The 12,623-nt window shown below is 63.9% G+C and carries 14 protein-coding genes; 8 read left to right on the forward strand and 6 right to left on the reverse strand.

The features are described from left to right. Positions 1 to 37 precede the first annotated feature (37 nt). Complete coding sequence (locus CLU90_RS09605; RefSeq protein ID WP_092710029.1) at positions 38 to 952, forward strand: LysR family transcriptional regulator; 915 nt, start codon at positions 38 to 40, stop codon at positions 950 to 952. On the opposite strand, the gene CLU90_RS09610 is transcribed toward CLU90_RS09605, so the two are convergent. Continuing rightward, the gene (locus CLU90_RS09610) at positions 949 to 3,108 is read right to left on the reverse strand and encodes a putative bifunctional diguanylate cyclase/phosphodiesterase (protein ID WP_092710031.1); all 2,160 of its coding nucleotides are present in this window, start codon (positions 3,106 to 3,108) and stop codon (positions 949 to 951) included. The two genes, CLU90_RS09605 and CLU90_RS09610, sit on opposite strands and share 4 nt — an antisense overlap. Positions 3,109 to 3,273: 165 nt before the next feature. After that, complete coding sequence (locus tag CLU90_RS09615) at positions 3,274 to 4,200, reverse strand: LysR family transcriptional regulator (RefSeq protein ID WP_100427775.1); 927 nt, start codon at positions 4,198 to 4,200, stop codon at positions 3,274 to 3,276. A 166-nt stretch (positions 4,201 to 4,366) separates the two neighbouring features. Between CLU90_RS09615 and CLU90_RS09620 the strand changes: the two genes are divergently transcribed. The 5 genes from CLU90_RS09620 to CLU90_RS09640 all read left to right on the forward strand — a co-directional run bounded on the left by CLU90_RS09620 (position 4,367) and on the right by CLU90_RS09640 (position 8,767). Then, entirely contained in the window at positions 4,367 to 5,068 is a 702-nt protein-coding gene (locus CLU90_RS09620) for a pirin family protein (RefSeq protein ID WP_100427776.1), read from the forward strand. 29 nt (positions 5,069 to 5,097) lie between these two features. Beyond that, complete coding sequence (locus tag CLU90_RS09625; protein WP_092710039.1) at positions 5,098 to 5,499, forward strand: DoxX family protein; 402 nt, start codon at positions 5,098 to 5,100, stop codon at positions 5,497 to 5,499. Positions 5,500 to 5,659: 160 nt separating this feature from the next. Further along, on the forward strand, positions 5,660 to 6,313 hold the full coding sequence (gene ribA, locus CLU90_RS09630) for a GTP cyclohydrolase II (RefSeq protein ID WP_100427777.1): 654 nt from the start codon (positions 5,660 to 5,662) through the stop codon (positions 6,311 to 6,313). Positions 6,314 to 6,392: 79 nt separating this feature from the next. Beyond that, positions 6,393 to 7,790: a S1 family peptidase gene (locus tag CLU90_RS09635; protein WP_100427778.1), complete on the forward strand. Its 1,398-nt coding sequence runs from the start codon at positions 6,393 to 6,395 to the stop codon at positions 7,788 to 7,790. Further along, a complete protein-coding gene (locus CLU90_RS09640) occupies positions 7,787 to 8,767 on the forward strand; it encodes an FHA domain-containing protein (protein WP_100427779.1) in 981 nt (326 codons plus the stop codon). The genes CLU90_RS09635 and CLU90_RS09640 overlap by 4 nt, the downstream gene beginning before the upstream one ends. An 85-nt stretch (positions 8,768 to 8,852) precedes the next feature. Here the strand turns inward: CLU90_RS09640 and CLU90_RS09645 are convergent, their stop codons facing one another. Continuing rightward, a complete protein-coding gene (locus tag CLU90_RS09645) occupies positions 8,853 to 9,509 on the reverse strand; it encodes a CCXG family PEP-CTERM protein (protein WP_100429420.1) in 657 nt (218 codons plus the stop codon). 241 nt (positions 9,510 to 9,750) lie between these two features. Beyond that, on the reverse strand, positions 9,751 to 9,975 hold the full coding sequence (locus CLU90_RS29215) for a hypothetical protein (protein ID WP_139178149.1): 225 nt from the start codon (positions 9,973 to 9,975) through the stop codon (positions 9,751 to 9,753). A gap of 48 nt (positions 9,976 to 10,023) precedes the next feature. Between CLU90_RS29215 and CLU90_RS09650 the strand changes: the two genes are divergently transcribed. After that, complete coding sequence (locus CLU90_RS09650; protein ID WP_092710049.1) at positions 10,024 to 10,362, forward strand: MmcQ/YjbR family DNA-binding protein; 339 nt, start codon at positions 10,024 to 10,026, stop codon at positions 10,360 to 10,362. On the opposite strand, the gene CLU90_RS09655 is transcribed toward CLU90_RS09650, so the two are convergent. Continuing rightward, positions 10,363 to 10,983, reverse strand: a complete 621-nt coding sequence (locus CLU90_RS09655; protein ID WP_100427780.1) for a TetR/AcrR family transcriptional regulator — start codon at positions 10,981 to 10,983, stop codon at positions 10,363 to 10,365. It lies immediately after the preceding gene. 91 nt (positions 10,984 to 11,074) lie between these two features. Here CLU90_RS09655 and CLU90_RS09660 point away from each other — a divergent pair, with 91 nt between their 5' ends. After that, positions 11,075 to 12,289 (forward strand): MFS transporter, encoded by a 1,215-nt coding sequence (locus tag CLU90_RS09660; RefSeq protein ID WP_100427781.1) that lies wholly within the window; start codon positions 11,075 to 11,077, stop codon positions 12,287 to 12,289. Positions 12,290 to 12,292: 3 nt separating this feature from the next. Here the strand turns inward: CLU90_RS09660 and CLU90_RS09665 are convergent, their stop codons facing one another. Continuing rightward, positions 12,293 to 12,595: a hypothetical protein gene (locus CLU90_RS09665; RefSeq protein WP_198511186.1), complete on the reverse strand. Its 303-nt coding sequence runs from the start codon at positions 12,593 to 12,595 to the stop codon at positions 12,293 to 12,295. Positions 12,596 to 12,623 lie beyond the last annotated feature (28 nt).

A 12,623-nucleotide genomic window follows, 5' to 3' on the forward strand; every position in this document is an offset into this window, starting at 1 on the left:
CTCCAATAATGGAAACACCTGTGAAATGGATTCAATAATGTCCAGGCAAGATATCAACCGCGCATTCGAGATGGCCGTGTTTGTCGCCGTGGTGGAAACGGGGGCGTTCTCCGCCGCCGCGCGCCGCCTGGCCTTGACGCCATCGGCCGTCAGCAAACTCGTCAACCGCCTGGAAGCGCGGCTCGGCGCGCGTTTGCTCCAGCGCAGCACGCGCCAGCTGCACACGACGCCCGAGGGCGACGCCTTCTTCGTGCAGTGCAAGCGCATCCTCGACGATATCGATGGCGCCGAGCGCGAAGCATCGCAGGGCGCGGCGCCGCGCGGGCGCTTGCGCATCAACTGCTACGTGCCGTTCGGCGTGCGCCATCTGCTGCCCATCCTGCCTGAGTTCGCGCGGCGCTATCCCGACATCGTGCTCGACGTCGTCGTCAGCGACGCCATCGTCGACTTGCTGGAAGACCGCACCGACATCGCCATCCGCACGGGCAAGCTGAAGGAATCGAACCTGGTGGCGCGCAAACTGGGCGAGGATCCGATGATCGTCGTGGCGTCGCCCGCCTACGCGGCGCGGCACGGCCTGCCGCGCACGCCGCAGGAACTATCCATGCACAATTTATTGGCGTTCAACTTCCGCTGCCAGAACGAAACCTGGCCCTTCCTCGACGGTGCGGGGGGCACGCTGCAGGTGGCGCCGCAGGGCAATACCTGCGTCAGCGATGGCGAAAGCATGCGCCAGCTGGCGTTGGCGGGCATGGGGCTGGGACGCTTTTCGCGCCAGCACGTGCTGCGCGATATACAGCAAGGCGAGCTGATCCCCGTGCTGCAGGACTACAATCCCGGCGACAGGGAACTGGTGCACGCCGTCTTCGTGGGACCGGGCTTGCAAGTGCCGGCCAGGGTGCGCGTGATGCTCGATTACCTGCTGGAAAAGGTCAAGCTGGGCGACGCTTAAACGGTCGCCGTTTCCAGACGCAACTGCCGGCCCTCGCCCAGCATCACTTCGAATTCGGCCGCCGGCACGGCCGGGCTGAACAGATAGCCTTGCAGCTGGTCGCAGCCCAGTTCGCGCAGGAAGCGCATCTGCTCGGCCGTTTCCACCCCTTCGGCGACGATTTCCTGGCGCAGCTGCTGCGCCATGGTGACGATGGCGCGGGCGATGGCGCAATCGTTTTCCTCGAACGGCAGGCCGATGACGAACGAGCGGTCGATCTTCAAGGTGCTGATGGGGAATTTTTTCAAATACGCCAGGCTGGAATAGCCGGTGCCGAAGTCGTCGAGCGCCAGCGCCAGGCCCATGGCCACGAGCTGGTTCATGATGTCGATCACCTTGTCGGCGCCCCGCATCAGCAGGCTTTCCGTGATTTCCAGCATGATCTGGTCGGGCCGCACGCCGTAGCGCTCGAGCACGGCCGCGATGCGCGCCGGCAATTGCTCATCGAACTGGCGCGCCGACAGGTTGACGGCGATGGCCGGCATGTGCAGGCCTCGGTCTTCCCAGCTGCGGATCTGGCGGCAGGCCTCGTCCAGCACCCAGGTGCCCAGCTCCAGAATCAGGCTGGTTTCCTCGGCGACGGGGATGAAGACGCCGGGCGAGACCATGCCGCGCATCGGATGCTTCCAGCGCAGCAAGGCTTCCGCGCCCACGATGCGTCCGCTGGCCAGGCTTACTTTCGGCTGGTAATGCAATTCCAGTTCCTTGTCGCCCAGGGCCAATCGCATTTCGCTTTCCAGGCGCAAATGTTCCTTGGCCCTGCGGTTCATGTCTTCGCGGTAAAACAGGAAAGTCGATTCGATGGTCTGGCTCGCCTTGGACACGGCCACGTCGGCAAAACGGAACAGGGCCGGCGCTTCCAGGCCGTCTTCCGGATACACGGTGATGCCGATGCTGGCGCCCACGTGCAGCGCGTGCGCATCGATATTGATCGGTGCCTCGAGCAGGTTGAGCAGCTTTTGCGCCACATTCGCCGCGTGTTCGCGCTTTTCGATATGCAACAGGGCCACGACGAACTTGCTGTTGTCGACGCGCGCCAGGATGTCCGCGTCGCGCAGGGCGCCACGGAACAGCTTGCCGATGGCGATCACCAGCTGGTCGCCCACTTCATGGCCCAAGGTGTCGCTGATGGAACCGATGCGGCTGATGTCGATGACCATCAGCGCGCCATGCGTGCCCTGCCGCTTCGCTTCGGCCAGGCCCTGGTCGACCAGCTGGTTCAGCAGGCAGCGGTTGGGCAAGCCCGTCAGGCTGTCGTAGTTGGCCATGCGCTGCATGCGCGCTTCCGCATCCTTGTGCACCGAGATATCGGAAAACAGGGAAAACACATGGCTGATTTCGCCGAATTCGTCGCGCACGACGCTGATGGTGACGTCTTGCGGGAACAGTTCGCCATTCTTGCGCTTGCCGATGATTTCGCCGCGCCAGGAACCGTGTCCCCGCATGGCGGCGCGCACCTTGGCGCGGAAGTCGGGGTCGTGCACGCCCGAGCGCAGCAAGTCCGGCGTGCGGCCGATGGCTTCGGCCGGCGAATAGCCGGTGATGCGGGAAAACGAACTGTTGATCGAGACGATGCGCTCTTCCGCATCCGTGATCAGCACGGCTTGCTCGCTGTCTTCGATGATGCGCGCGTGCAATTTGACCTTGTCCACGTCGGACAGTGGCTCGCTCATGGCCGACAGGCGCACGGCCATGCCGCAGGCCTTGCCCGCCTGGTCGTGGATCACGTGGCGGTGCATGCGCAGCCACGTGACCATGCCCGACTTCTTGCGCCGGCGCACGTCGGTGGCCACGTCGCCCTGGGTGAAATGCAGCTCCAGCACGCTCGCTTCCGCGTCGTCTTCCGGATACAGGAACAGGATGTGCTGGCCCAGCGCTTCCAGTTCGGAATAGCCGAACATCTGTTCGGCGCCATGGTTCCAGCCTATCAGAAAGCCGTCGGGATCGATTTCCAGCAAGGCGTCGGCCGGCGCCACGCGCACTACGGGCCGGCTGGCGCCGCGCAGCCGCTCCAGTTCCTCTTCCAGCCGCGCCAGGGTGGCGGCCTGCTGCGGCCCCGCCTGCTCACGGGCATCCTGGGCCAGGCGCAGGCACAGCGCGACCTTCGCCTCAAGCATGGCAACCCCACTTGTGGGCCAGGTCAGGAGAAGGTATCAGGGGCGCTGCGGTGTGTGTAATCATCAATATCCCACTGTGGGGCATGGAGGTCGGGCAAGAAATACGATTGCAATACTGCGAATATGGTAACTTAAAAATGTTGGCGTATGTCAACATTTTAAGGCTTACGCCGAATGGCCCGGCAGATGTTGCGTCAGGCGCGCGAACACATCCGGTTCGCGCATGCGCGCCATCCACCAGCGCAGCGCGGCGCCATCCTCGCCCACGCGCCAGGCCAGGTAAAACGTTTCCGACGGTTTCGGTTCTTCCACGGCCTTTTCCACCAGCAAGCCGCACGCGATGGCGGCGCGGGCGCACGGCCCCGGCAGGAAGCCAAAGCCCAGCCCCAGCACCTGGCAATCGAACTTGACTTGCATGGTCGGCACGCTCAAGGCGTCTTGCCCCAGCAGCAGCCCCACCGTGCGCGGCGCCATCTGGCGCGCCGAATCGGCCACCACGACGGCCCGGTACTGCTGCAGGTGGCCGCGCGACAACGGTTCCCGCACCTGCGCCAGCGGATGCGTGGGCGCCACGGCAAAGACGAAGTCGAGCATGCCGATCGGCTGCGCGATATAGCCGCCGCCGGCCGGCCCGTCGCCGGGCGCCCCCACCAGCAAGTCGGCGCGCCGGTCCAGCAGCGCTTCCCACGTGCCCGACAGGGTGTCCTGCGACAGGCGCAGCCGCGTCTGCTGCGCCACGTCGTAAAAGGCGCGCACGTCGTCGGCCAGGGCCACGGCGGAAAACATGGAGTCGATGCCGATGGACAATTCCGTTTCCCAGCCGGACGCCACCCTGCGCACGCGGTGCTCGAGGTCCTGCGCCGCCTTCAATAGGTAGCGTCCCTCTTTCAGCAATTCCTGGCCGGCCGCCGTCAGCATGACTTTCGGGCCATTGCGCTGGAACACTTGCACACCCAGGTCGTCTTCCAGCTTGGCCACCGTATAGGAAATGGTGGACGGGACTTTATGCAGCTCCTTGCCGGCCGACGAAAACGATCCGCGGCGGTCGATGGCGTCGACGATTTGCAGGGCTTCCAGGCTCAGTCTTAACATTCGATTTTTTCGATCATAGTACGGTAGATTTTCCGTTTTTCTTTCTGGCCTGGGCGGCCTATACTTTCTCCATCGTACAGCGAAGGGCAGAAAAGGCGCCACGGCAACTGCCAGGCAACGGTCCTTCGAAATTATCGCACATTAACCTTTAGAAACGGAGTCCACCATGTTACAGATTCGTCATAGCGAAGAACGCGGCGCAGCCAACCACGGCTGGCTCAATTCCCACCACAGCTTTTCCTTCGGCAGCTACCATGATCCCCTGCACATGGGCTTTGGCCCCCTGCTGGTGATCAATGAAGACAGGGTCACGCCAGGCCAGGGTTTCGGCACGCACGGCCACCGCGACATGGAAATCATTTCGTATGTGCTCGACGGCGCGCTGGAACACAAGGACAGCATGGGCACGGGCTCCGTCCTGCACTACGGCGATGTGCAGCGCATGAGCGCCGGCAGCGGCGTGCGCCACAGCGAGTTCAACCACTCGGCAACGGATGGCTTGCACTTCCTGCAGATCTGGATCCAGCCGAACGTGACGGGCATTCCGCCCAGCTATGAAGAGAAACACTTCACGCCGGAAAGCAAACGGGGCAAGCTGCGCCTGATCGCCTCCTCCGACGGCCGCCAGGGTTCCGTGCTGATCCACCAGAATGCGGCCATCTACGCCAGCATCCTGCAGGAAGGCGAACAGGCCGAACATGCGCTCGACGAAGGCCGCCTCGCCTATGTCCACCTGATCCGCGGCAGCCTGGTCGTCAACGGCACGCCGTTGAAAGCGGGCGATGCGCTGAAGCTGACGCAGGAAGCCAGCGTGATCATCACTCAGCCGGAAGATGCGGAATTCCTGCTCTTCGACCTGCCTAAATAATTGATAAATATATCAAGAAAGAGAAAATCATGGAAAACAGAAGCAACGTATTGCTGCCCCTCGGCCGTGCCGCCCTTGGCGTGCTGTTCTTTGTCTCGGGCTTGCTGAAAATCGGCGGCTTTGCGGGGGTGGCCGGCTACATGGCCAGCCAGGGCTTGCCGATCGCTAATATCTTGCTCGTCGGCGTGATCGCCCTGGAAGTGGGCGGCGGCCTGCTCCTCATCACGGGCTGGCAGGCGCGCTGGGCGGCGCTGGCCCTGGCGCTGTTCCTGATCCCGACCACCTTGATCTTCCATGCCTTCTGGAGCGCCGACGCGGCCCACTTCCAGGACCAGCTGACGAATTTCCTGAAGAACCTGTCCATCTTCGGCGGCATGCTCTTGCTCGTGGAACGGGGATTCGGCAAGGCCAGCCGTCTTGTAAAAGCCTGATCCGCCCGCAATTAGAGTGACAGTACCAGATATTCCCGCCTTCAAATATCAGCCAGGGGAAATGGTTTCCCCTGCTTTTTGGTATGATGGCAAGGCGCGCCGGCACCGGAGTGGTCAGGCGCGCCTTTTATTTTTGAACATTACCTATATGAGCACAACCATGCAAAGCGGCGCAGACATCCTGGCGACAGGCGAATTGGATTACACGACTTCCTGCGCACTGCCGACGCCGTGGGCCCAGTTCACCTTGCATGCCTTTGTCGAGCACGCCACGGGCAAGGAACACCTGGCCATGGTGCTGGGCGATGTCGGCAACGGCGAACCGGTGCTCGCGCGCGTGCATTCCGAGTGCCTGACGGGCGACGTGCTGTTTTCCCAGCGCTGCGACTGCGGCGCCCAGCTCGAGGGCGCCCTGAAACGCATCGCCGAGGAAGGCCGCGGCATCTTGCTGTACCTGCGCCAGGAAGGGCGCGGCATCGGCCTGATCAACAAGATCCGCGCCTACCGCCTGCAGGAAGCGGGCGCCGACACGGTGCAGGCGAACGAACAACTGGGCTTCAAGGCCGACGCGCGCAACTACACCTTGTGCAAGCCCATGTTTGGGCAATTCGGCATCCAGAGCCTGCGCCTGATGACGAACAATCCGCGCAAGATCGCCGCCATGGAAGCGCTGGGCATCACGGTGGCCGAACGGGTGCCGCTGCTGGTCAACCGCAACGCCTTCAACCAGCATTACCTCAATACCAAGCAAAGCAAGCTGGGTCACATGATGACGCCGGAAACGGCGCCGGCGCTGGAAGACGGCGCCCTGTAATTGCCGCTCCGGCTTGCCGCCCCGGCTTGCCGCTCCGGCTTGCCGGGCCGGCGCGCTCCTGCTCACGCACAAAGGATGCATGAAATTATCTGACTACGCCTTCCTGCTGGCCAGCCTGTGCGCTGCCGCTGGCGCACACGCGGCCCCGGCCCCGGCGCCTGCGCCAGCCGCGGCCACCGCCGCGTCGACTCCCCCCGCCAAACCACCGCCGGCCACCGCCGCTCCCGCCGCCACCGAACATGCGGCCCTGCCCCCGCCCTCGTCCGCCGCGCAAAAGCTGTACACGGCCGCGCGCGCCGACATCCTGCAAGTGCGCGTGCTGCTGAAAAACGGCCGCACGCAGTCGTCCGTCGGTTCGGGCTTCTTGATCGGCACGGGCGACCTGGTGGTGAGCAACTATCACGTGGTTTCCCAGTTCGCGCTCGACCCCGACACCTATGTGGGCGAATGGGTGGACACGAGCGGCCAGCGCGGCAACGTGGAATTGCTGGCCGTCGACGTGCTGCACGACCTGGCCGTGCTGCGCGTCAACCGCCACGGCACGGGCTTTTTCAAGATGCCGGAGCCGCTGGCGCCCCTGACCCAGGGCCAGTACCTGTATTCGATGGGCAATCCGCTGGACCTGGGCTTCGCCATTTCGGAAGGATCGTACAACGGCGTCGTCACGCGCAGCTTTTACGACCAGCTGATGTTTACGGGGCCGATCAATTCCGGCATGAGCGGCGGCCCCAGCGTCACGGCGAATGGCGACGTGGCCGGCGTGAACGTGTCGAAACGTCTTGATGGCGAACTCGTCAGTTTTCTCGTGCCGGCCCGCTATGCCCAGCAATTGCTGGCCAAGGTGGCGCAGCAAGACAAGCCGCCGAAGGACTTCAAGCCGCTCGTGACGGCGCAGTTGCTGGCGCACCAGGAAGTCATGCTGGCGCGCCTGCTCGACACGCCCTTGAGCCTGAAGGCCATGGGCCCGTACCGCGTGCCCGTACGCGAGTCCGACCAGATGCGCTGCTGGGGCCGCTCCAACGTCAAGTCCGACAAGCCCTATATGCTCGACAACACCAGCTGCGCCATGGAATCGGCCATCTTCATTTCCGGCGCCCTGCAGACGGGGCAAGTGTCGATGCGCCACGAATTCTTGCGCAGCAGCGAACTGGGCGCCCTGCGCTTTTCCGAACTGGCCAGCGCCTCGTTCAAGAATGAGAATTTCGGCAGCTATAAAAGCGCGAATCTGACCGGCCCGCAATGCACCGAACAGTTCGTCAAGAACACCACCCTGCCCCTGCGCGCCGTCCTGTGCGTGCGCGCCTACCGCAAGTTTACAGGACTGTACGACTTCGCCCTGCTGGCCGCCAGCACCGATGAACCACTGATGAGCCTGCAAAGCCGCATCGACGCGCGCGGCGTGTCCTACGCCAACGGCATGCGCGTCACGCGCACCTTCCTCGAAGCGCTGTCGCGGGAAAGCGGACGCAAGCCATGAAAGCACCGTACTTCATCGAAATCCTCGCCGAGAATGGCGAAGTGCGGCAGCGCCAGCGGATCGAGTCGCTGCCGATCCGCATCGGCCGCGGCTACGGCAACGACTTCATCCTCGACGACCGGCACACGGCGGCCGAGCACGCCATTGTCGAGGACGACGGCGCGGGCGGCCTGCTGCTGCGCGACCTGGGCAGCCAGAATGGCGTGATCCACCGGGGGCAGCGGCAACCGCAGGTGGCCATGGGCGGCAACAGCGTCGTGCGCCTCGGTCACACGCGCCTGCGCGTGCGCGCCAGCGATCATCCGGTGGCGCCCGAACTGGGCGACACGACCAGGCACGACTGGGAAGGCTTGCGCCCCGCCGTCGTCGGCCTGGCCATGATCGGCGTCTCGGCCGCCTTCAGCAACTGGCTCAGCGATGCGGATGCCTTCGAGCCGATTTCCTACCTGATGCTCATCGCCACCGCGCTGGCTGGCGGCATCGTGTGGGCGTCGATCTGGGCCGTGGCAAACCGGTTGTTCGGCCATGTGGCGCGCTTCGGCCGCCACCTGTTCATCATCGGCTGCGGCTTGCTGGCCATGGAAGTGTGGGAACTGGGCAGCAACGTGGCGGCGTATGCGTTCTCGCTCGAGGCGCTGACGCGCTACGGACGCCATATGTTCATCGTCATCGTGTGCGCCATGATCTATTACCATTTGTGCACGATCAAGCCCCAGCACCGGCGCCGCTTCGGCCTCGTTGCCGTCGTGCTGGCCATCCTTGGCTCGACCCTGATCCTGCTGAGCAACCTGCAGATCAGCGGCCGCCTGGCCGACGAGTCCTATATGTCCGTGATCTACCCGCCCGCCTTGCGCGTAAGCCCGAATCACACGACGGACGCCTTCTTCCGCGATGCGGCCAGCCTGCAGCACGCCGTCGACGCCGAGCGGGGCAAGGCAGCCAAGGGCGCCGACGAAGACGAAGACAGCGGCGATTAATCACGCACATGCAAAAAGCCCGCCGTGTCATGACAGACCGGCGGGCTTTTTTATGTGCGCCGCGAGGCGCGCAGAGTATCGCTGTTTAGAACTTGGCTTCCTGCTTGCGGCGCGCCGTAAAACCCAGCAAGCCCAGGCCGACCAGCAACATGGCGTAGGTGGTTGGCTCAGGCACGGCCGAGATCAAGCCATCCTTGGCGCCAAAGCTGACGAAATTGTTGTTGCCCGCCTTGAACTGCGCTTGCTGGCCGCCATCGCAGCAACCTTCCAGGCCATAGATGCTCAGGGTATGGTTGCCGGCCGACAAGTTGCCCGAACCGCTGAGGAACTGGCTGCCATTGTTGTAGTTGCCTGCCCACCACATGTCATTGCTCTTGAAGTCCAGCGCCACGCCATCAAGGAACAGGGCGCCGCCCTTGCCGAAATCGACGCCGCTGCGGAAGCTCCAGGCGCCCGCATCGGCCGCGCTGACGCCAAAATTGATCACCGACTTGAAGGCGATGTTCGAGCCGCTGCCGAACAGGCCGCTGTTGTTGACGTTGTCATAGCTGGCGATCGTCGTCGAGCCATAGCCGGCGCCTGGCGTGGCCACGGCCGCATTCACGACGGACTGGTAGGCGGTGGCCGATGCCTGCGCGCCAGCCGACGAAAAGCCGGTGGACAGGGTAATGGTGCTGGCGTTCGCTTGGGCAAACACACCGGCAACGATCAGGGACAGGGCGATTTTAGGCAAGTTTTTCATGATGGTATCCAATAAGTAAGTATTCAGTGGGCGCAGCAGACAGGCGCTGGAGCTGAATACACGCTGCATTGAGGCGTGTCGGCATAGCGCTAGAAATTGCAAGGATGAGCGGTCGGGGACGTAGCTTCCGCGCAAGGGCGCGGACTTGCGGCGTGCCATGGAGGCACGGCAAGCGTCCTGGAAAGGGTTCGGGTTCCCGGGACAAAGCCAGACAGTTGACGGGTCAGGTAAGACGTTGGAGCTATTCTAGCTTAAATTCCTCGCAAGAAAAGTATTTTTCTTTTGACCATGAAAGATATTTTTCTGGCAAGCACACAAAAACAGGCTGAAGCATGCCGCCTGCAAGGGCATGGCGCCCCTGGCGCGGTAGCCGGACCTGTCGCGCAAGCACCACAAACGCGGTCGCCAGTGTCGCATCTTGCGCATTTCTTTTCGCATGCCGCTGCACCACGGGGCGAAACAGCATGGCAAAATGTAGTCACGCTGCTATCTATCCGAACAGAGGGAATGAGGAATGGTCGACCTGGAAGAACTACGCTATCTGGCACTGTCGTTTCCCGACACGAGCGAGGAAGAACACCACGACCGTCCAGCATTCCGCGTGGGCGGGAAGATCTTTGCCACTCTGCCCGACGACGAGCACATCAACGTGCTGCTCGATGCGGAAGCGGCGCATATCGCCACCGTCATCACGCCATCGGGCTGCGAGAAACTGTGGTGGGGCGAACGCCTGGCCGGCATCACGGTGCGCCTGGCGGACGCGGAACTGGACATGCTGGCAGCCGCCCTGACGGCCGCCTGGCGGCGCAAGGCACCGAGCGACCTGGCCAAGACCATTGCCCCGACCGGATAGCTACATCGGCCAGTTGCGCAGCAACAAGCCCACCATCTGCTGCAATTGCTCGCGCGAGACGCCCGCCGCCGCCTGGATGGCCATGCCCTGCGACAGGGTCACGACAAAGCGCGCCTGCTGCTCCGGGCAGGAATCGGGCGGCAGATCCCCTTCTTCCTTCGCGCGCCGCAAGCGGTCGCGCAGCTTGATTTCACCGCGCAGCCGGCGCGCGAACAATTCATCGCGGATCGGCAAGGCATCGTCGCTGCAGGCGAGCGCCGCATTGACGCCCATGCAGCCGTGCGGGCCGTCCGGCATGGTTTGCGCATCGACATACTGCGTCAGCAACGCTCCCACTACCTGGCGCGCCGTCGGCTGTTCCAGCGCCGCATCGAAAAACCGCATGCGCGTGTCGCTGTAGCGCTCGAGCGCCTTGTGGAACAATTGTTCCTTGTTGCCGAAGACGGCATACAGGCTGGGCCGGTTCATGCCCATGGCTTTCGTCAATTCCGGCAGGGAACTGCCTTCATAGCCCTTTTCCCAGAACACTTTCATGGCGCAATCGAGCGCCTCGTCCGCGTCAAACGTGCGTGGCCGCCCCGTTTTCGCCTTGACCGCTTCCTCTTTTTTATCTTGTTTCATACCGTTCGGTAAAAAATTATTGACAACGATGTCCACCTGCCCTGATTATATACCGACCGGTTAAAAACCTCCCGGCTTTTCAGGAACCCTTATGCAACCATCTTCCAACACCGCTGGCGACGATACCACCGTGGCGCCATGGCTGGCCGTCCTGTCGGTCGGCATCGGCGCCTTCGCCCTCGTCACCTCCGAATTCCTGCCCGTCGGCCTGCTGCCGGCCATGGCCGCCGAACTGGCCATCAGCAAGGGCCAGGCGGGGCTGATGATCACCACGCCCGGCATCGTTGCCGCGTTTGCCGCCATCTTCGTTACCGTCGGCTCTGGCCGCCTGGACCGCCGCATCGTGCTGCTGGCCCTCACCGCCCTGCTCGTCGCGTCGAACCTGCTGGTGGCGCTGGCGCCGTCATATGGCTGGATACTGCTGGGCCGCGCCATGCTGGGCGTGGGCGTGGGCGGCTTCTGGGCCATCGGCAGCGCCATCGGCCCGCGCCTCGTGTCGCCGCAGCATGCGTCGCGCGCCATGTCCATCATCTTCGCCGGCGTCTCGCTGGGCACGGTGGCGGGCGTGCCGGCCGGCGCGCTGGTGGGCGAACTGGTGGGGTGGCGGGTCGCTTTCGGCGCGGCCAGCGCCATCGCCGTGCTGGTCTTCATCGGCCAGCTGTTGCTGCTGCCAAAGCTGCCGCCGACACAAGCCATCCGCTTGCGCCAGTTGCCGATGATATTCGGCATCCGCAAGGCCAGGCTGGGCCTGATCGCCACGGCCCTGATCTTCACGGGCCAGTTTGCCGCCTACACGTATATCGCGCCCTTCCTCACGCAAGTGTCGCACCTGGCGGCCGGCACGGTCAGCGCCATGCTGCTCGTGTACGGCGCTGCCGGCTTCATCGGCAACCTCGCGGGCGGCTGGGCCGCCGGCCGCCATGAACGGGCCGCGCTGATGGTGACGGGCGCCGTGCTGGGCCTGTCCACCCTGGCCCTGGCCGCGTTCGGCAGCCATGCGTTGACAGCCATGCTGCTCGTGGCCGTGTGGGGCTTCGGTTTCGGCGCCATGCCGATCGCCGTGCAGACGTGGATGTTCAAGGCGGCGCCGCATTTGATGGAAGGCAGCAGCGCGCTGTTTGTCGCCATCGTGCAAGTGTCGCTGGCGTCGGGCGCCTTGCTGGGAGGCATGGCCGTCGACCGGCTGGGCGTATCGAGCGCGATGGTGGTCGGTGGCCTGTTCGCCCTTGGCTGCGCCGTGACGATCGCGCTCTTCGGCAAGCCGCAGGCCAGCGCCAAGGCTGGCGCGGCCTGCATCGCATCGTAGAAATCAGATACGGCCGCGACGGAATTCGCCGAGGAATTTCGTCACTTCGGCCGGCGTCATCACGACGTCCGCGTCGCCGTGATACGCATACAGGAAGGGCGTGCCGCCCAGGCGGTCCGTCAGCTTGGCAAACAGCAAAAAGCGGCTGCCCAGCGGATAGCGCTGCACATCGGCCAGGCGGCGCGAGCATTGCACGGCCAGCTCGGGAGAGAAGGCCTGGCCCGGCACGGGGCGGATTTCCACGCGGCCGTTGACGGCGCGCGATTCGACGGCAACGTGCCGGTATGCATAAGTATCACGGGCCATGCCGCCACCTTGAATGAAGTAAAGGCGC

This window comes from Janthinobacterium sp. 67 (assembly GCF_002797895.1).
Classification (GTDB): Bacteria; Pseudomonadota; Gammaproteobacteria; order Burkholderiales; family Burkholderiaceae_D; genus Janthinobacterium.